The sequence below is a fragment of the Pedobacter faecalis genome (genome assembly GCF_030182585.1).
Taxonomy (GTDB): Bacteria; Bacteroidota; Bacteroidia; order Sphingobacteriales; family Sphingobacteriaceae; genus Pedobacter; species Pedobacter faecalis.
On the sequence record NZ_JARXOW010000001.1, the window covers coordinates 1,123,379 to 1,149,658 of the forward strand.

A 26,280-nucleotide genomic window follows, 5' to 3' on the forward strand; every position below is an offset into this window, starting at 1 on the left:
GAACTCCTTACATGGCAATACTATATCCAGCCTCATCGCTTAGCTCATTGATAATCAAATAAAAAGGGCTCATCAAAATTGAAGAACCCTTGAATTTTTTGAGCTTACTCTCAATCAGTACTCCTAGACAACCTGCTCTCACTGGATTTTGTGAAGGATTTGGAGAAATTAGCCAACATTGCAGGCGGTATGGTTGCAGAACCTCTCAGTAGGGACTTTAAGAAAAAATACCAGCGTAAGACTGCTCCAGCATGAGAAACCCAGAAAAGTCAGCCGGTCATTACTGCTGGAACATGGATTTGATTTCAGGTATCACACAGGTATACTGAACACCAAGAACGGCACCTATTATTTTTGTTATCGCTATGGATGGCGGGAACTCGAAGACGGGAAATTTCTGCTGGTGGAAAATGACGATCAGGTAGATATTTAATAATGGCGCATACCAAGCTTTATTAAATTGCGATCTTAGATATCACCTAATAGAATACTACTAATTGTTCATAAATTATGTTACCTGAATTTCCAGAGATTCCCCCCGCAAAAATCTATAATGATAAAATGACTCCTGAGCAGGAAGTTACCTTTAAATTAGTTAGAGGAGAGAAAATCACGGAGGAGGAGGAAGCAATTTTGAACGAAGCCATCGAGTTTTACGAACGAGCTTATCCATTTTTGAAATCAATTGATCTTTCTCAAATCAATGATGAAGAAGCACAGACGATTGTCGCATTTATGAAGACTGTTTTCAATATGCAAATTCAGGTGCAAAATAAAATCACATTTGAGAACATATACAGAGTTAGTTTTGTACGAGAGTCATTTCTTGAAAAAGGAAAAGTACGAAACCTGGGCTATTTAATACACCCGCCCGTGGCAGTCAATCTAGCAAACGGCGTTTATGGCCGCGCCAATTCCCCTAGAACCACACTTTTTTACGCCGCTTCTCACCTTGATGTTGCTATTTTGGAGACCAAACCTCAAGTAGGTGACAGAATTATTCTTGGTCACTGGAAGCATCGTCCAGATGAAAAATTTGTGACCTATCCCTTAATGAATGAAAAAAAGTACAAACTGAAGAGTTGATCAAAGCCAAGGGAAAATTCGAGGAGAGAATGAAATATAACCATCCCCTTTTTGCTAGGATACTGGATTTACTGCTTGAATTTATCAGTTCCGAATTTGTTAAAAATACACCGGTGATTAGTCCGAAGCGCTACGAATATTTATACAGTGCCTACTTCGCCGACGAGATGTTGGATAATTCGTTTGAACCGGTGCCACACCCAGTTGAAGAACTTGCGCGTTATGATGCCTTAGTCTACCCCAGTATTGCCAATAAATATGAGACGGAGAATTTAGCAATAATGCCTGAATCGGTGAAAAAGCTAATTCCCCACCAATTTCTCGATTGCCAAGTTTTAAGTCTTGAACCTTCTGAATTAAATGGGGAGCCAATACCGATTACGGTCTCCATTTTACGGAAATCGTATTATATAGAAGGTGACCTGGTCATTTGGGAAGATGATTGATTCCGTTTCAAGCACATTATTATTTAGGCTTATGTGCATATAACCAATCCTGAGCCTGCTCATCCAGCGAGCCAGATAATTCCCTTGGTTGATCTTTACTATTTATACACAGGGGATTGCACATTACCCCGGATAAGTATTTTCATATATATTAGTAAAATATTCTAAAAAACTTTCCTTATGGATGAATACATATCTTTTGAACAGATCCCTTTTGGTTCCGATGATTTTGCCAACAATCCGGAGTCTCGCTGCCCATGTATGCTGTTACTCGACACTTCGGGTTCAATGGGCGGCAGGCCCATACAAGAACTCAACGAAGGGATACAAATTTTAAAAAATGAGCTGGTACAGGACTCGCTCGCCTCAAAACGGGTTGAAGTAGCCATGATAACTTTTGGACCTGTCTCACTTGAATCTGATTTCCAAACAGTTGACCATTTCTACCCAAAAACACTCTCGGCAAATGGCGATACGCCCATAGGCAGTGCAGTTACTTTAGGAATTGAGCTGATCAATAAAAGGAAACAACTCTACCGGGAAAACGGAGTAGGTTACTACAAGCCCTGGATTATCCTGATCACCGACGGCGGACCTACAGATAACTGGTCACATGCAGCTAAATTGATCCAGGATGGAGAAAACGAAAACAAATTCGCATTTTTTGCCATTGGTGTGGAAGGTGCCAACATGGACACTTTGAGCAAACTTTCGGTCAGGAGCCCTATTAAGTTAAAGGGACTCATGTTCCGCGAATTCTTTTTATGGCTATCTTCTTCCATGAAAATGGTATCCAGCAAAAATCCAGGCGAACAGACGAAGCTTTTACCACCAACGGGTTGGGCAAACCTATGATTTGGAAAATGATCGGTCAAAGCGTGATCGGCACCTCCCATATTCAATCTGGAAAAACGTGTGAGGACGCGGTTTACCATAAGATCATGTATTCTGATAAGCATGATGAAGTACTCCTATGCTTTGTCAGCGATGGTGCCGGAAGTGCCAAATATGCTGCAAAAGCTGCAGACGCCTCCGTCTTGAAAGGTGCCGAGTTCGTTGAAAAAGTTATTTATTCAGAAGATCAGCTGACCGAATCCAATTTAATTGCGGTCGCCGAACAGATTTACGATCATCTCACTACCCTTGCAGCAGAGCAACAGGTGCCTAAAAACGAATTTTCCTGCACGCTACTGGGATGTATAATTTTCCCAGACCGCGCAGGATTTATCCAGATTGGTGACGGAGCGATTGTAAGAAGTGTTGCTGGCCAACATCTTACAACTGTCTGGTGGCCTCACAATGGAGAATATCAAAATACTACAACATTTCTCATCGACGATCCGAATTTTCCGCATCTTAAGACAAAAGTGATTGACGAGACCATTACTGAAATCGGGATCTTTACTGATGGACTCCAGATGCTAACATTGAATAATGAAACCGAGGGCGTCCACCAGCCTTTTTTCAACAATCTTTTTCCGCTGCTCAGGCGTGCAACTGAGCCAGATCACCTCGCAATCTTGAACAATCGGCTCATCGAATACTTATCCGGAGATGTTATCAATAACCGGACGGATGACGATAAAACACTATTCTTGGCCACACGATTGTAATGACCTCACAGATTTACCAAGGCATTCGGGGAAAGCATTACTCCGCCGGACCAAAAATCGGTCAGGGTGGAGAGGGTGCAGTGTTCGCCATTCAGGGCGAAGATACGCTGGTGATCAAAATCTACACTGAAAAACTCGATCCAGACAAATCAGAAAAACTGATCTACATGGCCTCCATGGTAAGTGATGAGCTCACAAAATTTGCAGCCTGGCCATTGGACATTGTCAAAGATAGGCTCGGGCAGACATGCGGCTTTGTAATGCGCAAACTGGAAGGATATGTCCCGTTACATAATCTGTTCAACCCAATGGACAGGAAAAAGCTCTTCCCTGACAAAGGCTATAACTTCTTAGTCCACGTATCGCGCAACCTGGCTACCGCATTTCACCGGATACACCACTTAGGCATCGTTGTTGGAGACGTTAACGAAGCTAATATACTCGTAAGTGCGGCAGGCATGGTCGCCTTGATCGATTGCGATTCATTCCAAATAAAAAACGGCACCAAATATCACTACTGCGAAGTAGGCATTCCAAGATATACTCCCCCCGAGTTATTGCTCAAAGGCTCTTTCCACCAAGTGATCCGCACCGTCAATACCGACAATTTTTCACTGGCTACACTGATATTTCAACTGCTTTTTCTAGGCCGAGCGCCTTTCACCGGCATCAATCCCGGCAGTCAGGAGATAGACGAGGAAACGGCCATAAAAACCCACGAGTTCGCCTACTCGCTAAGACGCCAGAACAAAAAACTGTTTCCTGCCAAACATAGCCTGGAACTTCATGCAATGCCCACTGGAATTTCTGCACTTTTCCATGCCGCGTTTGAACATACTTTGGACAGACCAACCGCGGCTGCCTGGCTTAATGAGCTTGCCGGCTTGAACAAAGTGATTGTGCAATGTGCCAATACTAAAATTCACTACTATCCTAAAGGTGTCGGCTATTGTCCATGGTGCAGATTTCGCGATAAACACAACATCATTTACTTTCTGGATGATTCCTATCTCAAGGCACTTCCGCAAATGAACGACATCGACCAGTTTGTGAACGGCTTTAAACTGGACAAAATCGAACTTAAAACACTAACAGAATCTTACACCAAACCAGCTCTAAAAGCAGAACCCATAGAAGCAAAATTCCACACCTGGAGAGTAATGAATGTCAGTGTTATTTCGCTGATAGTCCTAGCGACAATGGTCCTTTGCTTCCTATTCAACTGGCTGTGCTTATTTGGAGGTTATGTAGCCATATTAATTGTGAACCGCTTTTCACCTGTTAAAAGGAAACTGGAAAGCGAATTTAAAAACAGGCAGGATAAGTTAACCAACCTGAAGCAGTCGTTATCCTCCTTGGTAAAACAGCACAACTATCCATCAGAACTGACCACCTACAATCAGGCTGCCAGACAATTGCAACTGTCAATAGACGCCTTCAAAGGTCTTCCCGGAGAATTCAATAAGCGAAAAAAGAAGATTGAAGAGGATCATTACAACGCAAAACTCCATCTGTTCTTGCAGCATTTCGATGTTACACGCCATCCCATTCCCTCCTTTGGCACTGCAAAAAAGACGCTCATTTATGGTAATGGCATTCGGACAGCAGCCGACATCACTAAACTCAGGTACACAAAAATTGCAGGTATCGGCCCAAAAAACATTCAAATATTAATGGATTGGCGAAGGCACATTAGCACTGGATTTGCTTATACACCAGATAAAACCATCATTGATCAGCAAATCAATTCTGCCGCCCAGGAATTCACCGCAAAAAAACAAAAGCTGGCCATAGATATCAAAAATCAGTACAAAGCAGTCGCAGCCCTCCAATCCAATATTTTATCAAGTTCCAACAGGCTGGAAACACAATACAACAACCTTATTCCTATCCTTTACCAAGCCCAGCTAAACTTCGATGCCTTTAAGAAATTCAAAGGGAAACTTTAGATTCGTCAAATGAAATTTGATTCTGAGACTATCTATTCCATATTCTGAGTCCTTCAACTAGCTGTCAGTTCCACACCTATTTACTTTTTGAGGATTGCTCCCATTGATTTTCTTCTATAACATCTTTCTTTTTTGGACTAAGCATACTTCTCCACGAGTCAGGGAAAAACTCATTTTTATAATACACGTGTGCAAGTGTTCTTAGATAGCTAAATCCAGCTCGATCTGTTCTATAATCAATTTTCTCAATAGGTTTTTCGCTCATCCAATCCCGAAATTCTTTAAAAGAGTTTTTAAGACTAAGACTGGTTTCGACATAAAACTCCTGATCAAAGTGCTTTTCAAATAGCAATTGCTCGATGTCATATACGTTATAATTAGGATAAGCAGTTTGCAGATTAATTTTACCTTCAAATCCAACCTTAAAACTGTCATAGATGTATTCCCCTGTTAGAATGGCTGTTAACTCAAATAATATCGTAATAAGCAATGAACTTCTATCCTCATACCCTTCTTTATTGTCACTTGCAATAGCTTTAATTAATATGGACGCGTCTTGTGAAAGTAAAGGGAAGCGATCAGTAATCTGATGGGTGATTATGATATTTTCGAAGATGCTAACCAAATAGTCTGCAACGAATCTAATGTCATCTTCATCGTATTGATCGAGGACAAATCGGAAAACATTGAGTACTGTAATAGAATGATAATCCATTATGGCCCTGTGACAGCCATCGTTGTTCTCAATCAACTTTTTTAGAGCAGATTTTTGTTTGATCAACAACCGTGTCCGTTTTACATCCGATACCTTTGGTAAAAACTGCGGATAATGCTGCCGGACCTGACAGTAATAAACAAAGTAATTCAAATATTCAAAGCTTCGTAATGGGAAGCCAGCCTCTTCGAAAAAACCCCCACGCTCCGAATATAGCCCATTCTCTTTACACGCTGTAGGAAATGTGGTAGCAAAATACTTGTCAAGCATCTTGTAATGCAGCATGACGAGTTTTCTAAATTCTCTAATAACCGATGGTTTGGTTTCAAGTTTATGTGATAACACCCAGCTCCATGTCTTCAAAAGAAGATAGGTAAGACACTGCTTAGCAGGCTCTAAATTATTGTTTTCAATACTGTAATGGGTGATTACATTACCCAAAAGAATCTGTGTGGCAAAGAACTTATGGAACGATCTTCCCTTATTATTTTCACCTATTTTTTCAATTTGTAGATCAACAAGAGCTCTAAAATCGCTGAAGTCGTTTTCAGGGGCATCTAATAGAATAAGCGTTCGCTTGAATAATCTGAGGCTGTGCTCATCGGTTAGCAGGTTCTCATTAAATAGATATTGACTAAAGAGATCTGTTAAATAAAAAATATCCCACCTTTCAAACTCACCATCTTTGAATTCTCTGGCTATAAATCCTTCAAACGTAGGCCTGATGTTGGTCTTCATAATGCCGTTGTGCACGAAAACAATCTTAATCGGTAGAGAATTAAATGCAGGAATAGAACTGTCGTTGAATGCCGTATCCTTAGCTTCGATGATCGACTCACGAACGCCATCTTTGGAAGAATAGTTTTTGTCTGTGATGTCTTTATCAGCGTGTCCTTTTAACTCGAAATAATAACGGTGCTTTACTCCAAACTCATCCTTACCGATAGCGATAATGTCTTTGCCATACTGGGATTGCCCTTTTGCTTCTTTGGCAGTAGCAACTATCCTAAAGCCCATCAAATTAATCAGTATTGGGAATAGGGCATCAAGCTCCCCGTCCTCCTTCAAATTCTCCAGATATTCTCTTACAATAATACTATTGCTTCCCATCTCTTAAAATCTTTTGTCCAATCTTCTATGTACCAGGTTCTCATCTCATAATCATATTTATTAGGTGATATTGAGTGCTGCCTCGGAAAAACCATACTTGCCCCAATTTTAGAAAGTTTGCCTATCCTACTGTCTACCTCCCCGTCCTGTTTCCAGCCCCCTCCCTTAGCCAATATTACTGTCGTTGCCAACTGACTGATGACACTACCTTTGTTAATCCCTTTTTGAATCGAGGTATTGAACTTCGAATTCCATATCTCGTTAAATTCCTTCATAAGCTTCGACTGCGTATAATACGGGTTCAATTCTTTGATCACCGATTTATGCCTCATCATCTCAGTAACGTATTCATTCTTTTCTTTTAATCTACTGATCAGCGCCTGATCCTCTGGGTCATTGGGATCCGCGTATTTTTCAAAAATGTCAATGATCGGGACACCAAAGTTTTCAATTTCATATTCTAACTTCAGCTTGAAAACGTCAGCAACAAACGATGAACTGCTTTTTCGCAGAGGCAAAACGATTGGTAGCGCTCTTTCAATATCGTAGTCCATGTGAAGAATCGAAACCCAGAGTTTATACTGATCTAAAGGTGGCAATGTCAATAAATCAATTGCAAAATTGAAGGGTCGACGCGGGTGGTATATTGACTTCATTATTTTCCCGGCAGCTAATCTGACCCATCCAAGATCATGTATCAACAGCGAGATCAATTCACTAGAAAACTCCTCTGGCGCCTCATTGAGAAAATGATGTATTGGGTAATCAAATGAACTGACAGGGAATTTCTTTCCGTAAGCGACGTACGCTTCCACAAAACGGAAGAAATATTTCGGGCTGCTCCGTCCAGCTAAGGCATTGCTGATCCCATCGTGAAGGTCCCCATTATTAATCTCTTCACCAATTGAAAGGACCAGCTCATTTATTTTTTCATCATACCCATCAACCAACCTCAGGTTATGGAGTACCTGCTGTTTTACTCTTAAGTCTGAACCTTTTAGAAGCGCCTGTAGTGCAGAAAAACACTTGTCAATGACAGCGGTATCAATCAAGTTATTGTTTCCCAAAAGTTTAATATAAAATCTCGGTAATCCAATTGATAACTCATATTTATGAGGACTTATTGACTCAATAACATTAATAACCGCATGCGCCTCCATTTCATCACGGATGCCAAATGCAGACACAGCTGTAATTATCGGCAGATGAGTCTTTGCTTCTACAATCATGGCCTTGAGAAAATCACATTTATTGCCAGTACTGTGGTATTTTCCAACGATAGCAGGGGCGAAGAGCATGACTGGAGCATTTGGCTCGGTCATACAGTAGCCTAGATATTCATCTGCGATATCCTCTCGTGAACTGCTGTGTCTTGAGATAGCATTGCCAATCTGTATCAAGGCGTCATTATGATAAAGACTGGTTTGAAGCTTTGAGATTAGAAAACTAGTGATTTTTATGATCTGCTCAACAGATAAGTTTAAATCTAATAAGTTCTCAAAGAACACTGTGTTGAATTGTCGAAGTAATGGCATCTCCTCCTGAGCTTCAAACATTGGAATAATTTCCTGAAAGTCGGTTCCATGTTTCTGTCTTGAGACTATCAAAAGATACTTTAGCAAGGAGTTGATTTGCCTACTCATCCCAATCACACCCCGATCATCCTCCCTGTAATAATTCTCGACCCGCTGCGTAAAATCTAGTGTAGCTCTAAAATCTTGGTTAAGCTTAAATTTCAACTCAGACGACATGGATGAGAAAAAGATTTTGGTAAATTCTTCTATGGGGACGATGCTGATTATTTCCTCTTGTTCAGCTAGGATGCCTTTAGTGAGCAACTTAGCATAGTTATAATTAAAATCGCTTTTAGCGAATTGGAAGGTCTTTTGGGCAATGCTTGCTTTAGCCAATTCCTTTATGGTAAGCACTTTTGCTTTCTGCTGCGTTTTCAAGCGTTCGTTGTATTTGGTTCCTATTTTTGGTGTAAAGATCGACTTAATATAAAGATAACTTTTTGTAGTAAAAAAGAAGATTTGAAACCTCTATTACAAACAAAAGGCCACCGAAATATCCGGTAGCCCTTTCCCCAAAACAGTATTTCTCCTGTTATTTACTTGCTGTATTTTTTAGTTCAGTCACTTCGTTACGGCCTTCGCTTGCAAGGGTTTTGATCTCTAAGTAAGCTTTACGCAAACGCGTACCGGCCGCTTTATTCTGTTTACCGTAAAATGCCGCCGCATCAGCTTCTGTTGCAGCGATCAGTTCTTTGATTTTTTCAAATGAATTCATAAATTCTAATTTAAGGATGTAAAAATATAATTGAATACTGACAAGCAGCAGCTTAGCCAAACTACATCGCCAGTTCGTTCTCCTGCTCCTTGGTTTTCGATTTGTCCTTGCCTTTACTCTTATTCAGATCCTGACCCACCTGCTGCTCCTTCTTATAATCCTCGCGGATAGCAGGTCTGGGGTAAGGGTTTATTTCGAACAAGATACATCCACCCGGCCTTCCATGATAACCTACTGAAAATCAACAAAAAAGGATTGCTTTTTTATGAGCAATCCTTTAAAAAATTCACCATGAATCTAGTTAGTACCCGGAAGCAGATTCGAACTGCCACGCCCGTAAGGCGCCACCCCCTCAAGATGGTGCGTCTACCAATTTCGCCACCCGGGTATATTTCCTGCAAATATATACTTATTCACAAGATAATGTCAAGCCATCATAAGCTAATTTCATATTTTCTGGCAATTCCTGCTCTACCTGGGTATGAAGACCCATATTGTGACTGATATGCGTGAAATAGGTGGTCTCGGCCCCTACTTTCTTAGCAAAAGCAATGGCTTCTTCTAAAGTAAAGTGTGAGATATGATCTTCTTTTTGCAAGGCATTCAAAACCAATATTTTGCAGCCCCGGATCTTTTCCAGAGTTGCATCGGATATCGTCTTTGCATCGGTGATATAGACGAAGTCTTTGATCTTGAAGCCCAGAATGGGAAGCTTGTAATGCATAATTTCAAGCGGCGTGATTTCGGTTTGCCCGATATGGAACGGCGCTGCGTCTATGGTGTGCAGGGTTAATTGCGGCAGTCCGGGATATCGTATTTCTGAAAATATGTAGGAGAACTCCCGTTTCAGATTGTCCTGAACCTGTGTTGTTGCATAGATATCAATATCCTTCTTCAACAGATAGTTGAATGGCCTGATGTCGTCCAGTCCGGCTACATGGTCGCGATGCTCATGGGTGTAAATGATCGCGTCAAGATCTTTTACATTTGCCCGCAGCATCTGGTATCTGAAATCGGGGCCGCTATCTATCACTATGGTCTTATCGCCGGTTTCTATAAGCACCGAAACACGTAGGCGTTTATCCCGGGCGTCGTCCGACTGGCATACGGCGCAGTTGCATGTGATAACGGGAATGCCTTGGGAAGTTCCGGATCCTAGAATAGTGATTTTCAAAACAAATGATCTGCTTAGCGCTCAAACATAGAAAAAATTGCCGAGATATATTTATCTCAGATCAACAACTTCCACGCCCGGATATTTCTTGGCGTCGAAAGTGAATGTACTTTCTGGCACTTTAACATTGTGGACAAATGTTTTGATGTTATAATTATACTTATTGCCGTTTTTATCGAAGATCAGGACGTTAGCAATACGTTTTGCGAGCTTATCTATACTGAGCCGGATCTTGAAGTAAGCTTTTTTTGTGTCTATTGGCGCCAGATCTATCGTTTGATATACTTTGCCGGCCGACTTGCTTTCGCCGGTGTAAGTGTATTTAAAACCGCGCTCGTAAATGGTAAACATCTTTGCCGGGTTTAAGGCGTCTGCACTTTGGTCGGCCTCCACAACCTGTACCTCTTTATCATCCTTCAAATAGGTCCACTGACTTTTACCATCACTGATCAGGTGCTGACTGGTCATTTCGATGCGGTATTTATTGGTTTTGGCGCGCACATAAAGTGTGCCTTGCTGTGATTCCCTGGTTTTAGACTGGGGATTATCCATGGTGAATGTGAAATCACTTTTCACCACATCGTACGAGCGGTATTTTTTGCTTACCTGGTCTAGTATAGCCCTTGCTTTAGCATCATTTTGGCCGTAGACAGCCACGGAGGCCATCATCGAAACTGCGGTCGACATCAATAATAAGGTCCTTCTCATCTTTTCTCCTTTATTTATTATTATCCAGGTCATTCAAGAACTGTTCCAAAGCGTATTCGTCAGGAATCAGTACTTCGCGCGCCTTACTTCCCTCGAACGGGCCAACGATGCCTGCCGCTTCAAGCTGATCGATGATACGACCTGCCCGGTTATAGCCGAGTTTAAGCTTGCGCTGTATGAGAGAGGTAGAGCCCTGCTGATGCATCACGATCAGTCTTGCTGCATCTTCAAACATCCCATCCCGGTCATTGGGATCAAAGTCGAGTTTGGCGGATTCTGCCGCTTCGTCTATGTACTCCGGCAATTGATATGCTTCAGGATAGCCACGCTGTACGCCGATAAAATCTGAAATACGATCTACCTCAGGGGTGTCCACGAATGCGCACTGTAGGCGGATAAGATCGTTGCCCGTAGAAAGCAGCATATCTCCCCGTCCGATAAGCTGGTCAGCCCCTCCGCTATCTAATATCGTCCTGGAATCTATTTTTGACAACACCCTAAAGGCAAGCCTCGCCGGGAAGTTGGCTTTAATCGTTCCTGTAATAATGTTTACTGAAGGTCTTTGCGTAGCCAGAACAAGGTGAATACCTACCGCCCTGGCAAGCTGCGCGAGCCTGGCTATCGGGGTCTCAACCTCTTTTCCGGCGGTCATCATCAGATCGGCAAATTCGTCTACAATAAGCACGATATATGGCAGGAAGCGGTGCGAATTGTTCGGGTTCAGCTTACGCTTGATAAATTTATCGTTGTATTCTTTCAGGTTCCTCACCTGTGCATCTTTAAGAAGATCGTAACGCTGGTCCATCTCAATGCACAGAGAGTTCAGCGTGTTGATCACCTTCTTGGTATCGGTAATAATGGCATCAGCTTCGCCGGGAAGTTTGGCCAGGAAGTGCCGCTCTATCTTGTTGAACAAGGTAAGTTCCACTTTTTTGGGGTCCACGAGCACCAGCTTAAGCTGCGATGGATGTTTTTTGTAAAGCAGGGATACCAAAATAGAGTTGATACCTACGGACTTACCCTGACCTGTGGCTCCGGCTACAAGCAGGTGAGGCATCTTAGACAGGTCGGCAATGTAGACCTCGTTTGATATCGTTTTACCCAAGGCAATAGGCAGGTCCATAGCGGTCTGCTGGAATTTCTCCGTGGCCAGTATGCTGCGCATCGAAACCATCTCCGGATGAAGGTTGGGCACTTCGATACCTATGGTTCCCTTTCCGGGCATTGGTGCAATGATACGGATACCAAGGGCGGCCAGACTTAGTGCAATATCGTCTTCCAGGTTCTTGATCTTTGAAATTCTGACACCTGGTGCAGGGATAATCTCATACAGCGTAACGGTAGGCCCTATCGTTGCCTTGATCTTATCGATCTCTATATTATAGTGATTGAGTGTTTCTACGATCTTGTTTTTATTGGCTTCAAGCTCGTCTGCGTTTACCGAGATTTTGTTGGAGCCGTAGTTTTCGAGAAGATCCAGATGGGGATACCTGTAGCTGGCCAGGTCTAAGGTCGGATCGTAATGTCCGAACTGTTCGATAAGTTCTTCAGATTTCTTCTCCTCCTCGGTTTTTTCTACCGTGAGTTCCGGCTCTGCTTTAACCAGGGTCTCGGCAACAGGCAGGTTAACTTCAACTGGTAAAGGCACTGCAGGCGCCACTGCTGCCGGTAGCACTGCATCAGGTTCAAGTTCCGGTTCCCGTTCCGGCTCAAACCTTGTGGGAGCGATCACGACGTTCTGTTCCTTTTTACGCTGACTGCCCAGGCGGTCGTTCAGTGTAAATTCTACAGGCTCTGATCTGATTTCGTTTTCCAGTTCAACGTGTTCGGGAACGTCAGGGACTATCTCATCCGCTTTGGGCTCCAATTTCCGCTCCGGCAATTTAAAATCGATGTTATAAGCGATAATTAAAACTGTGAGTGCCAGAAAGATGATCAGTCCGCCCACGCCCGCTGTGCCAATCTGCGCAACAAGCAGCTTGTTGGCCCAGTAACCAAACTCCCCTTCCACAAAATGTGGCGTATTGCTCATGAAGGCATGTAAAAAGCCGAGGGTCAGTGAAATGAAAATCAAAAAGAAAAGGCTGTAGGCGAGCATCTTTTCGATAGCAAAGATCTTTACCTTAAACAAAAGGCGGTATCCGATCACAAAGAAAATCATGATGAACAGGAACGAAGCCAGGCCAAACCATTCGTAAATGAACTGATGGGCCAGCAGGGCGCCAAGTTTGCCTAGCCAGTTTTGCACATCCGGATTGATATTTACGTTCTGCAGTTCTTCATAGGTTTTGAAAAGGTTGCCCCAGCCGCCGTTTGCATCAATCACATAACTATGATCGTCTTGCCAGGTAAACAGGTAGGAAGTAAATGCGATGAGAAAGTAAAGGGAAAATATAATAAATACCAGCCCGATTATTTTTACCAGTCTTCCGTCCTGGAGGTCGAGCGTAGGCAAAATATCCCTTTTTTCCGTTGTCCTTCGGGTGCCGCCCGACCGTACGCTTTGCTTGTCAACAGCCTCATTTTTAAATGAATTAGACTTAAACTGGTTTCCTCTTACCGCCATTTTTGGACTGAAAATAAATAATCAACAAACTTAGATAAACTGTTCAAGCCAAGCAACTTTATAAAAATAAATTAAAAACCTGGATAAGTCCTTTAAACCTTAGCATACGATGCCAGTCATATAAACAAAACACACAAAGTTTTTGAATTTTAGATATAGTTTTGTTTTAGGTAAAAAGCCCGCTTAATGGATGTTAAGCGGGCTTTTATTTACAGGTGTTAAATATCCCATACTTTTAGCCTGATCCTTTTCACATATCTTCTAACATCAAGTACGATAGCGGCCATGATATAAAAAATAATTGGAAAGCCAACGGCAAGGAAAGAGGAGTAGATAAAAAACAGCCTGATCTTACTTATAGACATACCTAAATAGCCGGCAAGCTTTGTGCAAACGCCGAAACTTTGCTTTTCGAAAAACGTAAGGATTCTCTGGAACATGCCTATTGCTTTAATATCTTTATTCCAATACCACAATTTAAACATTTCTTTTGTTTGCAGTAGTATTTATTTAATTGTAATAACGCCTGAGATTCGAATGCATTGTCCGGCGTCAGACCGGCATCGGCGTATTTTTTCAGGATGGCATTGCTTTCGGGCTGGATAGCGTCGAGAAAGTGCAGCGCACGATCTATGTATTTAGGCTGACTGGTATGTTTGCCAAAAGCAAACAGCACATAGCAGCAGGTGTTGATCGCAATGTTCTCAACAGAGCCTATGCCCGGCTGAAGGCTTCTCTCGGCCGCAGGTTTCCCGAAATGGCAGTGCGTACGCCAGTATGGGTCGACGGGCAGATCGCTGAACAACTTATATAAAGTCTTTAAGTCGCGGCAGGCAGTAACCTTTGAAAATATACCGGCTGATTTCCGGATGCAGGCTGAGAATTGTGCAAGACGAATGGTGGGAAAACTATGGGGACGCATCCTCAAAAATTTCCATAAGGACTTGTCGATACTGCAGAGCTGATACTTGGTCTTCAAGAAGCCATACATGCTCCTTAGCCGGGCCGGATAATCCTCGGAAAAGGATTGATCAAGAAAACCGGCCTGACCAAATATCAATGCTTCAATCTCGAGGGGCTGATTGGCGTGCCTGGCCAGAATGTGGCTGGGCAGGCTGCAGGCCAGAAGTTCAAAAGGCGCTGCATTTACGTTAAAACCAAAATTTCTGGCAAGTGTAACATAAAACGTCTCTTTCCAGTCGCCTTTGGTACGCTTCAAGGTATTCAGGATTTCAGCCGACTTTTCCTCAAGGCGGGTAACCATTGTTCTGGCCAATGTACTTTCTATAACGATCCGTGGAACCTGCCCAATTAAAGCCTCGCATGGAAAATTACTTGCCGCACCAATAAGCTGTTTGTATTTATAACTAAGTGATTCATCGAACATTCCTCTGAGGCACAATACCGGGATTTCCGTTCCGTCCTGACGCAAGATCTTCATGTCGTGGTCGTACACCACATGCAGGATAACGGAATCGTATGCTGCGTTTAAATGGTGACGGTGAGAAAGCCAGTCGGACGACCGGGTGTGCACTTCAACATCCCCTATCCAAAGGGTATTGGAAATTACGATCCGGGCGTGACTGAAGTCGGGGCCCGCATGCTGATTGAGCATGCCGGGTCTCTGAATCTCCATTTGCCGGCCATCGACGCAGGAAAGTTGCCCGGGTCTGATCAATCTGTGCTGCCAGATAAACTGCAGCAGCCCTTCCGAGATATACATGCAGCGAACTTAATCGAATTGCATGTTTCGGAACAACCCGCCTGCCTACTTTATTCGAGCGGCCTCCAGGATTTGCTGCATTTCCTGCTGAAGTTTTAACGCCTCTTCACGGGCTTTCTCAGCGAAATCTTCCCCTTTGCCAGCATAGATGATGGAACGGGCAGCATTTACGAGCAAACCACAGTCGGGCGTAAGGCCATACTTGCACACCTCGCTAAGGCTTCCGCCCTGTGCACCCACGCCAGGTACGAGTAAAAAGTGATCGGGAGCCAGTTTACGAACCGCAGCAAATTCTGATCCCCGCGTAGCTCCTACCACGTACATCATCTGCTCACTCCCGCCCCAACTGGCCGAAGTGCGGATCACCTCTTCATACAATTTACCATTTTGCGATTCAAGCAACTGAAAATCGCTGTGCCCTGCATTGGAAGTTAGGGCCAGCAGGATGACCCATTTGTCTTTATAGTTGAGGAATGGCCCTACAGAATCATGTCCCATATATGGGGCTACCGTAACGGCATCAAAGCTCATTCCCGATTTCTCCTGATTGAAAAATGCTTCGGCATACATCGAAGAGGTGTTCCCGATGTCGCCCCGCTTGGCGTCTGCAATGGTTAATACATCTTTTGGAATGTATTCCCAAGTCTGCATAAGCGTCTGCCAACCCACTAAGCCCATACATTCGTAAAAAGCTGTATTGGGCTTATAGGCAACGCAAAGGTCTTTCGTAGCATCGATGATTTGTTTGTTAAACTCCAGAACAGGGTTGTCGTATTTCAGCAAATGCGGCGGCAGGTTTTCCTTAACCGGATCCAAACCTATGCATAAGAATGACTTTTTGATTTTAATTTGTTCAATGAGTTGCTGCTTGTTCATCACTTGCTTATTTTGCGCAAAGATGTCGATTTTAGAAATTATTTCGGGAGTTTACCGGAACTTTACACCGAATTTATTTTCAGTTTTTCTTGGAGTTTCGGCGACAAATACATACAATTGCACCATAATTCTCTAAAAGTTTATCTGGGCATTCAGAAAATCTCATTAAAATCTTGTTATCAAAAATTTTTAATAACTGCATTTTCTGCCTTGTTCGCTGGTAAACCCTGAAAAAAATTCTCGACAACTACATAATGTTTAACAAAACGGAATTAAACGAAAAACTCACGGCTGAATTGCGTGAGATTGCAAAATCAAAAGGTATTCTTAACGCTGAGGAGCTTCGAAAAGCGGAGCTGGTTGAAATCATTGCCCAGATATCTGAACAGGAATCTGGAAGCGACAAACAGGAAAGGGTTCCTGCAAGCAAACCTGTAAAAGCTGCGGCATCTGGCGAGGCTTCGGCCGAGAAGCCTGCCCGGAAGAGAATCCGCATAAACAAGGATGAGGACGGTCCGAAAACCAGGCCTTTCAACAACGCATCTTTATTTGAAGAACAGAAAGCACCTGTTGCGGCCGAACGTGTTGCAGAACCTGCTGCTGCAATGGATGGATCTGCAGCCGGTGACGCACTTGAAATGCCGAGAGCGGAAGTCGCAGTTGACAAGACTGCTGAACCTGCAACTGAAGTAAACCGCGCGGCAGCACCTGAAAAAAAGCCAAACCCGAATAAAGACGGCAACAAACCTAAAGGTCAGCCAGGAAACAATACCTCCAAACAGATCGAGAACAGCTACTCGAACCTGGATTTTGATAATACCATTACCAATGAGGGCGTATTGGAAATTATGCCTGATGGCTATGGCTTCCTGAGATCTGCCGATTATAACTATCTGTCGTCTCCTGATGATATATATGTATCTCAATCGCAGATAAAGCTATTCGGCTTAAAAACCGGTGATACTGTAAAAGGCAGCATCCGTCCGCCAAAAGAGGGTGAGAAGTATTTTCCTCTCGTCCGGGTTGAGACCATCAACGGACGCCTTCCTGCTGATGTGAGGGATCGTGTACCTTTTGACTATCTGACGCCTTTGTTCCCAACTGAGCGACTGAATTTGTTTACCGAGACCAACAACTATTCTACCCGGATTATAGACCTCTTTACCCCAATAGGTAAAGGGCAGCGCGGACTTATCGTGGCGCAGCCAAAAACGGGTAAGACCAATTTGCTTAAAGAGGTTGCCAACGCCATTGCGAAGAACCACCCGGAGGTGTATCTTATTATCTTATTGATAGATGAGCGTCCGGAAGAGGTTACCGACATGGCGCGCAGTGTACGTGCGGAGGTGATTGCGTCAACTTTTGATGAACCGGCCGACAGGCACGTTAAGATTGCGAACATTGTTCTGGAGAAAGCTAAGCGTCTGGTTGAATGCGGTCATGATGTGGTCATCCTGCTCGACTCGATCACCAGGCTGGCGCGTGCTTATAATACTACCGCTCCTGCTTCGGGTAAGATTTTGTCTGGTGGTGTAGACGCGAACGCTTTGCATAAGCCTAAGCGCTTCTTTGGTGCAGCAAGAAATATCGAAAAAGGCGGATCGCTAACCATACTGGCTACTGCGCTTACCGATACCGGTTCCAAAATGGATGAGGTTATCTTTGAGGAATTCAAAGGTACCGGTAACATGGAACTTCAACTGGATCGTAAACTATCGAACAAGCGTATTTTCCCTGCTGTGGATATTACCGCATCGAGCACAAGACGCGACGACCTGCTGCATGACAGAGATACATTACAACGAGTTTGGATTTTGCGTAACCACCTGGCCGACATGAATTCACAGGAAGCTATGGAGTTTGTGCAGCAGCAGATTCGCGGTACAAAGAGCAACGAGGAGTTCCTTATTTCCATGAATAGCTAACGCTGAATGATAAAAAAACACATCCCGAATGCAATTACCTGTGCAAATCTTTTCTCAGGCTGCATCGGGATTATTTATGCCTTTAACGGCGCGCTGGAAACAGCCGCATATTTCGTGCTGCTGTCAGGCCTGTTCGATTTCTTCGACGGGATGGCGGCACGATTGCTCCATGTGAAGTCGGCCATCGGGAAAGAACTCGACTCTCTGGCCGACATGGTGAGCTTCGGTTTTCTTCCTGGTGTTGTCATGTACATGTTGCTTAAGGAGAGTGATTTCACGAGTGAATACCTGCCCTATCTGGGTTTTCTGATCACGATCTTTTCTGCCCTCAGACTTGCAAAGTTTAATATAGACACCAGGCAGACGGAAGATTTTATAGGGCTTAATACGCCTATGAATACCTTGTTTGTGATATCCCTGCCTTTCATTGGGCGGGACTATCCGGAAGTTACCGGCTCAACGCTGTTGCTTTTGGGCCTTACTGCTGTATTAAGCTGGCTGCTGGTCAGCGAGATCAGGATCTTCTCCCTGAAATTTAGTTCCACACAATGGCAGGCAAATAAGATAAAATACATTTTTCTGATCGTATCGGCTATTCTTGCTGTAGCACTTCAGTTTGTGGCAGTACCGTTTATCCTGCTACTGTACATCGCGTCGTCGATGCTGCACTTCAGAAAGGCCTAGGCTACAACTGACGCTGTAACTCGCTTCTGGTCTTGTCAAGCTGCGCGTATAAGATTTCTGTGAACGCGGAGATTTCCTGTATAGCGGCAGGAAGGCGGTCAAGATCTGAGCCTTCTTTTGCGCTGGTCTCAATCCACTGCATATATGTTTTGGCGTCGGCCCGTCCTACATAGGTAAAGGTAGGTTTAATTTTATGTGCACTAGCCGCTACCCTCGACCAGTCTTTAGCGGCCACAGCGCTCTGTAATTCTTCGATGTAAGCGGGCGTCTGCTGCTTAAAGAGATCGATCATTTCTATAATGAATTCAGGGCTATCGCCCGCCATTTCCCTTAAATAGGAAAGATCAAGGGGTTCGTTATTCTTTTGCGCATCAATCATATACAAAACTATGAATTAATCCGGGACACATACAAATTATCTCCCAGGCCCTGTAATAATTCTGCGACAGACTTATTCAGCACCGGGTGCATGCGTTGCGGGGCAATTTCAGACAAGGGCTCGAGTACAAATCTCCGCCTTTGCATTTCCGGATGCGGGATTTGCAATCGGCCCGGCAGATCAACAACCTCATTATCATACAAAATGATATCGATATCGATCAGCCTCGCTCCCCATTTCTCCTGCCTCACCCTTCCAAGCTCTTCTTCAATGAGAAGGGCAGCTTCTAATACAGCCAGCGGCGCTAGTGTGGTCTTCACCGCTACGGCTATATTCAGAAACGACTCCTGGTCTTCCTTGCCCCATGCGGCAGTATGATATACAGCAGAACGCGATACCACCGGACCGATAGTTTCTTCTACCTTTTTCACCGCATTTTCGATTAGCTTTTCCCTATCTCCCATGTTACTGCCAAGTAACAAAAAGACATTTCCTGACTCCAATTTCATACAAGCCCTTGAGGGCGATTTTACTTATATTTACAAATTAAACATATAACCAGTAGATGAGAGAATTTTTTAAGTACGTTTTTGCAACCATCGTTGGCGTGGCCATTTCAGGCGCAATACTATTTGCCATTGCTTTGGGTCTTTTTATCGGTCTGGTATCTACGCTGGACGATGAGAGTGTATCGGTGGTCGACAACAATACGGTTTTGTATTTAAATCTCGATCAACAGATTCTGGAGCGTACGCCGAGTGATGCTTTTGCCAATCTCCCGATTATTGGTACCGACGGCGAAAAACGCATAGGTTTCTACGATATTGTTAAAGCCTTAAAAAAGGCGAAGGATGATGACCGGATTGAATGTGTTTACGTTAGCGCAAGTATGCCCCAGGCGGGCTTCGCGACGCTGAAGGAGATTCGCGATGCGCTGGCTGATTTTAGGAAGAGCGGTAAAAAAGTAATTGCGTACAGCGAAGTTTACACCCAAAATGCCTTTTATGTAGCCTCGGTGGCCGATAAAGTATACCTTAATCCGCAAGGTGCACTGGAGCTGAAGGGGTTTAGCAGTAAGATCATGTTTTTTAAAGGTGCACTGGATAAGCTTGGTATCGAGGCGCAGATTGTTCGTGTGGGCAGCTATAAAAGCGCTGTAGAGCCCTTCATGGCCGAAGGCATGAGCGACAAAAACCGCGAACAGGTATCCGCTTATCTTAATGGCCTTTATAATACCTTCCTCCAGGGGATCGGGTCTGCAAGAAAAATAGCAGTAGCCGATCTGCATGATATGGCCGACAACTATAAGATTCAGCAGCCTTCCGATGCGCTGAGCGCTAAACTGGTAGACGGGCTGAAATATAAGGACGAAGTGCTTGATGAATTAAGAACGCTTAGCGGTAAAGAAAAAGATAAGGATTTAAACACCATTACCATAAATGAGTATGCCAAAAACGCAAAAGCGGAGACTGGGGCTGGTAAAAAACGGGTAGCAGTAATTTACGCAAACGGAGATATCATGGGCGGCGAGGGGTCTAATGAGGAGATCGGATCTGAGCGGCTTTCCAGGGCAATCAGAAAAGCGCGAACGGATTCTATGGTTCATGCCATCGTTTTGAGAGTTAATTCCCCCGGTGGAAGTGCCCTGGCATCCGACGTGATCTGGCGCGAAGTCCTGCTTGCCAGGAAAGTGAAGCCTGTGATCGCTTCTTTTGGTGACGTTGCAGCTTCGGGCGGATACTATATTGCCTGTGCTGCAGATTCTATTTTTGTGCAGCCGAACACCATAACAGGTTCCATCGGCGTCTTCGGCGTTATCCCTAACCTTCAAAATCTGCTTAACAACAAGCTGGGCATCACTTTCGACGGGGTTAAAACCGGTAAATATGCAGATATTATGAGCATGGAAAGGCCGATGACATCGGGTGAGCGTCTTATTGTGCAAAACGATGTGAACCGGGTTTACGACAGTTTCCTGAGCAGGGTTGCAGAGGGACGTAAAAAGAGCAAATCTTATGTAGACAGCATTGCCGGCGGACGTGTGTGGGTGGGTACCGACGCCGTAAAGATTGGTCTGGCCGACCGCACAGGAAGTTTTAATGAGGCAATTGCTGCAGCTGCTAAGAAGGCTAACCTCAAGGAATACCGGGTTGTGGAATATCCTGAAATGCTTAGTCCGATCAAATCACTGATGGATGGCGGCACAGATAAGGTTAAGGCCTATTTTGCGGAACGCGAACTGGGTGAACATTATTCTGTGTACCAGAAGGTTAAATCGGCCCTGTCGAGAACCGGCGTCCAAACGCGCTTGCCATTTAATATTTTCATTCAATAATTTTTTCGTTTCCTGTATGGAGAATAAGGCCATCGCCCGGACGCTCAAACTGCTTGCGCAGCTTATGGAGCTGCACGGCGAAAACTCATTTAAGGTAAAGACCGTGGCTAATGCCGCGTTCAAAGTCGACAAGCTCCCTTATGCGCTAAAGGATAAAAACCTGGATGAACTTGCCCAGGTAGACGGCTTGGGCAAGAGCACCTCGGGTAAAATATGGGAACTTCTGCAAAGCGGAAAGATCACCGATCTGGAGCAACTGCTGACGGATACCCCGGAGGGCGTAGTGGAAATGCTGTCGGTAAAAGGGATCGGGCCTAAAAAGGTACTCATCATCTGGAAGACGCTCGGCATTGAAAATATCGGGGAACTGTATTATGCCTGCAATGAAAACCGGCTGATAGAAGCCAAAGGCTTCGGTTTAAAAACCCAGGAAGAGATCAAGAAGGTCCTTGAGTTCCAGATGGCTTCGCATGGAAAATTCATTTATGCTCAGGCTGAACCGCTTGCCGCCAAGCTTTATGAAGATCTGGCTGTATGGCTCAACGGCATCAGTGGGGAGCCTCTGTTGGGTCTGGCTGGCGCTTTCAGGCGCTGTGCGGAGGTTATTGAGGAACTCGAACTGGTGATCGGCGTAAACGACCCGGCCGAACTGATAGCCAGGATGGATGAATTTGCGCCGCTGACGCTTGAGCTTGAACCGGACGGAACAATTACCGGGAAAACGCCTTTTGGCCTCAACGTCATACTTCACATTGTACCACGCAAGGAGTTCTACCTGGAATGGTTCCGGCATACAGGTAATGCGGCGCATGTTGAGGAGATTCTGGCTTTGGCTGGTTCCGGACCGTTTGATAGTGAGGAAGCTGTTTACCGAAGTGCAGGCCTGCCTTTTATAGAACCGGAGCTTCGCGAGGGCTTAGACGAACTTGACCTGGCCAGATCGGGCGACATGCGATCTTTGATTACGCTGCCGGAATTAAAGGGATGCCTGCACAATCATTCCACCTGGAGCGACGGCGTAAATACGCTTGAGGAAATGGCGCTGTACTCTCGCGATCATTTGCAACTCGAATATTTCGGTATCTGCGATCATTCCAGATCGGCCGTATACGCCAATGGACTCAATGAACTGCGTATTGATGCGCAGCACAGGGAAATTGATGCACTAAATGCTCAACTGGCGCCCTTCAGGATTTTCAAAGGAATCGAAAGCGATATATTGTCTGACGGTTCGCTCGACTATTCTGAAGATGTTCTTAAACGGTTCGACTTTGTAGTGGCCTCTGTGCACAGTAACCTGCGTATGGATAGCGACAAAGCCACTGCACGTTTGGTGAAGGCGGTAGAGAACCCTTATACGACTATACTGGGGCATCCTACCGGGCGATTGCTCCTTAGCCGAAAGGGTTATGACATCGACTACCGTAAGGTCATAGACGCCTGTGCGGCCAATGGCGTCGCCATAGAGATTAATTCCAATCCGCTGCGACTGGATCTGGACTGGCGGTGGCATCGCTATGCATTGCAGAAAGGGGTCATGCTTTCCATCAATCCAGATGCTCACCGTGCCGAAAAACTGAACGATATGCGCTATGGCGTATTGGTGGCCCGCAAAGGCGGCCTGCATGCCGGAGCGTGTCTTAACGCCTTATCGCGCGAGGAAATATCGCAATACTTCAATAATAAAAATTCCTAATGCTTACCTTTACCGGATGATTAGTGAGCTTTGCAATAAAATCTTTCAGGAGGTGATCGATGAGTATCACGTGTACGACCATATCGATAAGCCGATTGAAAATCCTTATCGGGTGGGTACATTGGAGCACTTGTTGTATCTGAAGTGCTGGATAGACACCGCGCAGTGGCATATGGAAGATGTAGTGCGCAACCCGGAAATTGATCCTGTAGAGGGGCTGCAGTGGAAACGCCGGATCGATGCCTCTAATCAGCAGCGGACGGATGTGGTTGAGTATATCGACAGCTATTTTCTGGAGGAATATAAAAGCGTGATACCAAAGCCAGACGCGAAGATCAATTCTGAGAGTCCCGCCTGGGTGGTAGACCGCCTCTCTATTCTGGCGCTGAAAGTCTATCACATGGAGGAGGAAACCCTCCGGACTGGTGTATCTGATGAACATATCGCAAGTTGCAAAGAGAAACTTGACATATTGCTGCTGCAGCGTGCCGACTTGTCGCTTAGTCTGGATGAGCTTCTTAGCGACATCGCTAACGGCGATAAGTACATGAAGGTATACCGGCAGATGAAAATGTATAACGACCCTAACTTAAATCCGGTGCTGTATAAAGCCAGGTAAGCATGGCCCGGAATCCAAAAATACTGGTTATCAGGCTTTCTGCGATGGGTGATGCTGCGATGGTAGCCCCGGTGCTCAAAGACTTTAAGGATAACTACCCTGGGGCTGAACTGGTCATGCTGAGCCGCTCCCTGCACAAGCCATTTTTCAGTTCAATTGAGGGGCTTACGTTTCATGACTTCCATGCCAAGGACCGGCACAAAGGGCTGTTGGGCATTTTCAGGCTATTCCTCGAGTTAAGGATGTACCGGGTGACTGCTGTAGCCGACCTGCATCAGAACATCAGAAGTACCTTACTAAGGATTTTATTTGCGCTCACGGGTGTAAAAGTCGCCGTGGTCGACAAAGGAAGAGCGGAAAAGAAACGTCTGACCAGAAAACGTCATAAAATACTGGCACCCTTAAAACCTACCGTAAACAGATACGCTGAGGTATTTGCGAAGCTGGGCTTCGCCTTTCAATTAAAGAACATACCAGTGCCTCGCAAGCGGGCTGCAGCGGCAGCCAAACGCATCGGCATTAGCCCCTTTGCTCAGCATCTTCAGAAAATTTATCCCCTGGATAAAATGTATCATGTCGTTTGCGCGCTTGCAGACATGGATCATGAAATCTTCGTTTTCGGGGGCACGCCGGAGGAAGCGGAAATCGCCGGCGACTGGTCAGGGCAACACCCGAACATCTCTTCAATGGTGAGAAAGATAACGCTGGAAGAGGAATTGGAGTTCATGAAGACCCTTGATCTTATGGTCAGCATGGACTCCTCAGGAATGCACCTGGCTTCACTGGCGGGTGTTCCCGTGGTATCTGTATGGGGCGCCACACATCCCTATGCGGGTTTTTTGGGGTACGGACAATCAATGGATGATGCCGTGCAGCTAGACCTGTATTGCCGTCCATGTTCGGTCTACGGCAACAAGCCCTGCTACCGCGGCGATTTGGCCTGCATGAACAATCTGCCTGAAAATGTTGTTATTGATAAAATAGTCAATAAATTAAAGCATGTCTAAAAACCTGTTATTGGTCAGGCACGGGAAGTCTGACTGGGGAAATGAATTTCTTTCGGACTTCGACCGGCCGTTAAACCCGCGTGGCCACGATAACGCGCCCATGATGGCAAGGCGTTTATTATCCAAGGGCTATATCCCGGACCTGATCGTAAGCAGTCCGGCGCTGAGAGCACTAAGTACAGCTAAGCATTTTGCACAGGTTTGGGAGATTCCATTCAGCAGCATTTTATTGAAGGAGGATATCTATGAAGCCAGCGTTCCGGCGCTCCTCAACGTCGTGAATGAGTTGGGAGAAGATTTCAGCAAGGTAGCGCTGTTCGGTCATAACCCCGGGCTCACCGATTTCGTGAACTACCTGACGGATGCAAACCTTTACAGCCTGCCTACCTGTGGCGTTGCGCAGATCAGCTTCCCGGCCGAGCAATGGGCGGAGATCAGCCGAAATAGCGGAAGCTTGGTGTTCGCAGATTATCCGAAGAATGAACTTGCCTAGTTAAAACTGTAAATGCTTAACGGTTAATCCGTTGTTAATTAGTTGCTTTATCGAATCTATCCCGATCTTCAAATGTGTCTCCACATACTTAGTCGTGATAGTGCTATCGCTCTCAGTGGTTTTAACACCCTCCGGTATCATGGGCTGATCGGAAACCAGCAACAGCGCCCCCGTGGGTATCTTGTTGGCAAATCCAGCGGTGAAGATTGTGGCTGTTTCCATATCCACAGCCATGGCCCGAAGCGTTTTCAGATATTTTTTGAACGCTTTATCATGCTCCCATACACGTCGGTTGGTGGTATAACAGGTTCCGGTCCAGTAATCTCTTGAGTGTTCACGGATGGTCGTCGATATCGCTTTCTGCAAAGCAAACGCAGGCAGTGCCGGTACCTCGGCAGGTAAATAATCATTGGATGTTCCCTCACCTCTTATTGCCGCGATCGGCAAGATCAGGTCGCCAAGCTGATTCTTCTTCTTCAACCCGCCGCATTTACCTAAAAACAATACCGCCTTTGGCGCTATTGCACTGAGCAAATCCATCATGGTAGCCGCAAGCGGGCTTCCCATCCCGAAGTTTATAATCGTAATGCCGTTGGCGGTGACGCTTTGCATCGGCTTATCCAGGCCCATAATAGGAGCATCGTCGTGCCACTCGGAAAATAGCTGCACGTACCGACTGAAGTTTGTAAGCAATATATAATTGCCAAACTGGTCCAGCGGTCTTCCGGTGTATCTCGGAAGCCAGTTCTTCACAATATCTTCCTTGGTTTTCAGTCCTTTCCTAACGGGAGATTCTACCTCGCGGACTTCCTTTACCTTCTTCTCTTTCTTCCCCTCACCCTCTTTCTTGATATCCAGTTCTTCATTCATAGCTGTTCAATTCATAG

Annotated in this window: 26 protein-coding genes and 1 tRNA gene; 13 read left to right on the top strand and 14 right to left on the bottom strand. The window is 44.9% G+C overall.

Features of this window, described 5'->3' with window-relative positions:
- Positions 1–178: 178 nt before the first annotated feature.
- The 6 genes from QEP07_RS04970 (at position 179) to QEP07_RS04995 (ending at position 5,094) form a co-directional block, all read left to right on the top strand.
- Positions 179–433: a hypothetical protein gene (locus QEP07_RS04970; RefSeq protein ID WP_285008828.1), complete on the top strand. Its 255-nt coding sequence runs from the start codon at positions 179–181 to the stop codon at positions 431–433.
- Between the two features lie 77 nt (positions 434–510).
- Positions 511–1,086, top strand: coding sequence for an RES family NAD+ phosphorylase (locus QEP07_RS04975; RefSeq protein WP_285008829.1), 576 nt, complete (start codon positions 511–513; stop codon positions 1,084–1,086).
- Between the two features lie 29 nt (positions 1,087–1,115).
- The gene (locus tag QEP07_RS04980) at positions 1,116–1,532 is read left to right on the top strand and encodes a hypothetical protein (protein ID WP_285008830.1); all 417 of its coding nucleotides are present in this window, start codon (positions 1,116–1,118) and stop codon (positions 1,530–1,532) included.
- Between the two features lie 180 nt (positions 1,533–1,712).
- The gene (locus QEP07_RS04985) at positions 1,713–2,387 is read left to right on the top strand and encodes a vWA domain-containing protein (protein ID WP_285008831.1); all 675 of its coding nucleotides are present in this window, start codon (positions 1,713–1,715) and stop codon (positions 2,385–2,387) included.
- Positions 2,297–3,145: a PP2C family serine/threonine-protein phosphatase gene (locus QEP07_RS04990; RefSeq protein ID WP_285008832.1), complete on the top strand. Its 849-nt coding sequence runs from the start codon at positions 2,297–2,299 to the stop codon at positions 3,143–3,145. Before QEP07_RS04985 ends, QEP07_RS04990 begins: the two co-directional genes overlap by 91 nt.
- Positions 3,145–5,094 carry a protein kinase domain-containing protein gene (locus tag QEP07_RS04995; RefSeq protein ID WP_285008833.1) on the top strand — a complete coding sequence of 650 codons (1,950 nt, stop codon included), beginning with the start codon at positions 3,145–3,147 and terminating at the stop codon, positions 5,092–5,094. The genes QEP07_RS04990 and QEP07_RS04995 overlap by 1 nt, the downstream gene beginning before the upstream one ends.
- Before the next feature lie 76 nt (positions 5,095–5,170).
- Here the strand turns inward: QEP07_RS04995 and QEP07_RS05000 are convergent, their stop codons facing one another.
- From QEP07_RS05000 to pyrF, 11 genes are all read right to left on the bottom strand, one after another.
- Entirely contained in the window at positions 5,171–6,919 is a 1,749-nt protein-coding gene (locus QEP07_RS05000; protein ID WP_285008834.1) for a hypothetical protein, read from the bottom strand.
- Positions 6,895–8,871, bottom strand: a complete 1,977-nt coding sequence (locus tag QEP07_RS05005) for a hypothetical protein (RefSeq protein WP_285008835.1) — start codon at positions 8,869–8,871, stop codon at positions 6,895–6,897. The genes QEP07_RS05000 and QEP07_RS05005 overlap by 25 nt, the downstream gene beginning before the upstream one ends.
- A gap of 154 nt (positions 8,872–9,025) precedes the next feature.
- Positions 9,026–9,208: a BF3379 family histone-like protein gene (locus QEP07_RS05010; RefSeq protein ID WP_285008836.1), complete on the bottom strand. Its 183-nt coding sequence runs from the start codon at positions 9,206–9,208 to the stop codon at positions 9,026–9,028.
- A 61-nt stretch (positions 9,209–9,269) separates the two neighbouring features.
- Complete coding sequence (locus tag QEP07_RS05015; RefSeq protein ID WP_285008837.1) at positions 9,270–9,410, bottom strand: hypothetical protein; 141 nt, start codon at positions 9,408–9,410, stop codon at positions 9,270–9,272.
- A gap of 103 nt (positions 9,411–9,513) precedes the next feature.
- Positions 9,514–9,596 (bottom strand) — tRNA-Leu (locus tag QEP07_RS05020).
- Between the two features lie 21 nt (positions 9,597–9,617).
- Positions 9,618–10,382 carry an MBL fold metallo-hydrolase gene (locus QEP07_RS05025; protein ID WP_285008838.1) on the bottom strand — a complete coding sequence of 255 codons (765 nt, stop codon included), beginning with the start codon at positions 10,380–10,382 and terminating at the stop codon, positions 9,618–9,620.
- Positions 10,383–10,433: 51 nt separating this feature from the next.
- Positions 10,434–11,090, bottom strand: a complete 657-nt coding sequence (gene lolA1 / locus QEP07_RS05030; protein WP_285008839.1) for an outer membrane lipoprotein periplasmic chaperone LolA1 — start codon at positions 11,088–11,090, stop codon at positions 10,434–10,436.
- A 10-nt stretch (positions 11,091–11,100) separates the two neighbouring features.
- Positions 11,101–13,656 (bottom strand): FtsK/SpoIIIE family DNA translocase, encoded by a 2,556-nt coding sequence (locus QEP07_RS05035; protein ID WP_285008840.1) that lies wholly within the window; start codon positions 13,654–13,656, stop codon positions 11,101–11,103.
- Between the two features lie 218 nt (positions 13,657–13,874).
- On the bottom strand, positions 13,875–14,096 hold the full coding sequence (locus QEP07_RS05040) for a PspC domain-containing protein (protein ID WP_256004824.1): 222 nt from the start codon (positions 14,094–14,096) through the stop codon (positions 13,875–13,877).
- Between the two features lie 2 nt (positions 14,097–14,098).
- Positions 14,099–15,379: a DUF2851 family protein gene (locus QEP07_RS05045; RefSeq protein ID WP_285008841.1), complete on the bottom strand. Its 1,281-nt coding sequence runs from the start codon at positions 15,377–15,379 to the stop codon at positions 14,099–14,101.
- A gap of 45 nt (positions 15,380–15,424) precedes the next feature.
- Positions 15,425–16,255, bottom strand: coding sequence for an orotidine-5'-phosphate decarboxylase (pyrF, locus tag QEP07_RS05050; RefSeq protein ID WP_285008842.1), 831 nt, complete (start codon positions 16,253–16,255; stop codon positions 15,425–15,427).
- Positions 16,256–16,509: 254 nt separating this feature from the next.
- On the opposite strand from pyrF, the gene rho reads away from it, so the two are divergent.
- Complete coding sequence (rho, locus tag QEP07_RS05055; protein WP_285008843.1) at positions 16,510–18,180, top strand: transcription termination factor Rho; 1,671 nt, start codon at positions 16,510–16,512, stop codon at positions 18,178–18,180.
- Between the two features lie 6 nt (positions 18,181–18,186).
- A complete protein-coding gene (gene pssA, locus QEP07_RS05060; RefSeq protein ID WP_285008844.1) occupies positions 18,187–18,864 on the top strand; it encodes a CDP-diacylglycerol--serine O-phosphatidyltransferase in 678 nt (225 codons plus the stop codon).
- A 1-nt stretch (position 18,865) separates the two neighbouring features.
- On the opposite strand, the gene QEP07_RS05065 is transcribed toward pssA, so the two are convergent.
- Positions 18,866–19,243, bottom strand: coding sequence for an Hpt domain-containing protein (locus QEP07_RS05065; protein WP_285008845.1), 378 nt, complete (start codon positions 19,241–19,243; stop codon positions 18,866–18,868).
- Between the two features lie 8 nt (positions 19,244–19,251).
- Entirely contained in the window at positions 19,252–19,752 is a 501-nt protein-coding gene (folK, locus tag QEP07_RS05070; protein WP_285008847.1) for a 2-amino-4-hydroxy-6-hydroxymethyldihydropteridine diphosphokinase, read from the bottom strand.
- Between the two features lie 56 nt (positions 19,753–19,808).
- On the opposite strand from folK, the gene sppA reads away from it, so the two are divergent.
- Genes sppA through QEP07_RS05095 form a run of 5 tightly spaced genes read left to right on the top strand, consistent with a single transcriptional unit; the run spans position 19,809 to position 25,393 of the window.
- Complete coding sequence (gene sppA / locus QEP07_RS05075; RefSeq protein WP_285008848.1) at positions 19,809–21,578, top strand: signal peptide peptidase SppA; 1,770 nt, start codon at positions 19,809–19,811, stop codon at positions 21,576–21,578.
- Positions 21,579–21,594: 16 nt separating this feature from the next.
- Positions 21,595–23,274, top strand: a complete 1,680-nt coding sequence (locus tag QEP07_RS05080) for a DNA polymerase/3'-5' exonuclease PolX (protein ID WP_285008849.1) — start codon at positions 21,595–21,597, stop codon at positions 23,272–23,274.
- A 16-nt stretch (positions 23,275–23,290) separates the two neighbouring features.
- Positions 23,291–23,893 (top strand): DUF4254 domain-containing protein, encoded by a 603-nt coding sequence (locus QEP07_RS05085; protein ID WP_285008850.1) that lies wholly within the window; start codon positions 23,291–23,293, stop codon positions 23,891–23,893.
- A gap of 2 nt (positions 23,894–23,895) precedes the next feature.
- A complete protein-coding gene (locus tag QEP07_RS05090) occupies positions 23,896–24,900 on the top strand; it encodes a glycosyltransferase family 9 protein (protein WP_285008851.1) in 1,005 nt (334 codons plus the stop codon).
- Positions 24,893–25,393 carry a SixA phosphatase family protein gene (locus QEP07_RS05095; RefSeq protein ID WP_256004813.1) on the top strand — a complete coding sequence of 167 codons (501 nt, stop codon included), beginning with the start codon at positions 24,893–24,895 and terminating at the stop codon, positions 25,391–25,393. Before QEP07_RS05090 ends, QEP07_RS05095 begins: the two co-directional genes overlap by 8 nt.
- On the opposite strand, the gene QEP07_RS05100 is transcribed toward QEP07_RS05095, so the two are convergent.
- Entirely contained in the window at positions 25,394–26,263 is an 870-nt protein-coding gene (locus tag QEP07_RS05100; RefSeq protein ID WP_285008852.1) for an AMP nucleosidase, read from the bottom strand.
- Positions 26,264–26,280: the final 17 nt, after the last annotated feature.

Coding starts and splice junctions, on each gene's coding strand:
- folK (WP_285008847.1), bottom strand. CDS start 19,752: ATGAAATTGGAGTCAGGAAATGTCTTTTTGTTACTTGGCAGTAACATG.
- QEP07_RS05010 (WP_285008836.1), bottom strand. CDS start 9,208: ATGAATTCATTTGAAAAAATCAAAGAACTGATCGCTGCAACAGAAGCT.
- pssA (WP_285008844.1), top strand. CDS start 18,187: ATGATAAAAAAACACATCCCGAATGCAATTACCTGTGCAAATCTTTTC.
- QEP07_RS05085 (WP_285008850.1), top strand. CDS start 23,291: ATGATTAGTGAGCTTTGCAATAAAATCTTTCAGGAGGTGATCGATGAG.
- QEP07_RS05095 (WP_256004813.1), top strand. CDS start 24,893: ATGTCTAAAAACCTGTTATTGGTCAGGCACGGGAAGTCTGACTGGGGA.
- QEP07_RS04980 (WP_285008830.1), top strand. CDS start 1,116: ATGAAATATAACCATCCCCTTTTTGCTAGGATACTGGATTTACTGCTT.
- QEP07_RS05040 (WP_256004824.1), bottom strand. CDS start 14,096: ATGTTCCAGAGAATCCTTACGTTTTTCGAAAAGCAAAGTTTCGGCGTT.
- QEP07_RS04975 (WP_285008829.1), top strand. CDS start 511: ATGTTACCTGAATTTCCAGAGATTCCCCCCGCAAAAATCTATAATGAT.
- QEP07_RS05090 (WP_285008851.1), top strand. CDS start 23,896: ATGGCCCGGAATCCAAAAATACTGGTTATCAGGCTTTCTGCGATGGGT.
- QEP07_RS05100 (WP_285008852.1), bottom strand. CDS start 26,263: ATGAATGAAGAACTGGATATCAAGAAAGAGGGTGAGGGGAAGAAAGAG.
- QEP07_RS05045 (WP_285008841.1), bottom strand. CDS start 15,379: ATGTATATCTCGGAAGGGCTGCTGCAGTTTATCTGGCAGCACAGATTG.
- QEP07_RS04990 (WP_285008832.1), top strand. CDS start 2,297: ATGGCTATCTTCTTCCATGAAAATGGTATCCAGCAAAAATCCAGGCGA.
- QEP07_RS05000 (WP_285008834.1), bottom strand. CDS start 6,919: ATGGGAAGCAATAGTATTATTGTAAGAGAATATCTGGAGAATTTGAAG.
- QEP07_RS05035 (WP_285008840.1), bottom strand. CDS start 13,656: ATGGCGGTAAGAGGAAACCAGTTTAAGTCTAATTCATTTAAAAATGAG.
- QEP07_RS04985 (WP_285008831.1), top strand. CDS start 1,713: ATGGATGAATACATATCTTTTGAACAGATCCCTTTTGGTTCCGATGAT.
- QEP07_RS05065 (WP_285008845.1), bottom strand. CDS start 19,243: ATGATTGATGCGCAAAAGAATAACGAACCCCTTGATCTTTCCTATTTA.
- lolA1 (WP_285008839.1), bottom strand. CDS start 11,090: ATGAGAAGGACCTTATTATTGATGTCGACCGCAGTTTCGATGATGGCC.
- pyrF (WP_285008842.1), bottom strand. CDS start 16,255: ATGAACAAGCAGCAACTCATTGAACAAATTAAAATCAAAAAGTCATTC.
- QEP07_RS05080 (WP_285008849.1), top strand. CDS start 21,595: ATGGAGAATAAGGCCATCGCCCGGACGCTCAAACTGCTTGCGCAGCTT.
- QEP07_RS04995 (WP_285008833.1), top strand. CDS start 3,145: ATGACCTCACAGATTTACCAAGGCATTCGGGGAAAGCATTACTCCGCC.
- rho (WP_285008843.1), top strand. CDS start 16,510: ATGTTTAACAAAACGGAATTAAACGAAAAACTCACGGCTGAATTGCGT.
- sppA (WP_285008848.1), top strand. CDS start 19,809: ATGAGAGAATTTTTTAAGTACGTTTTTGCAACCATCGTTGGCGTGGCC.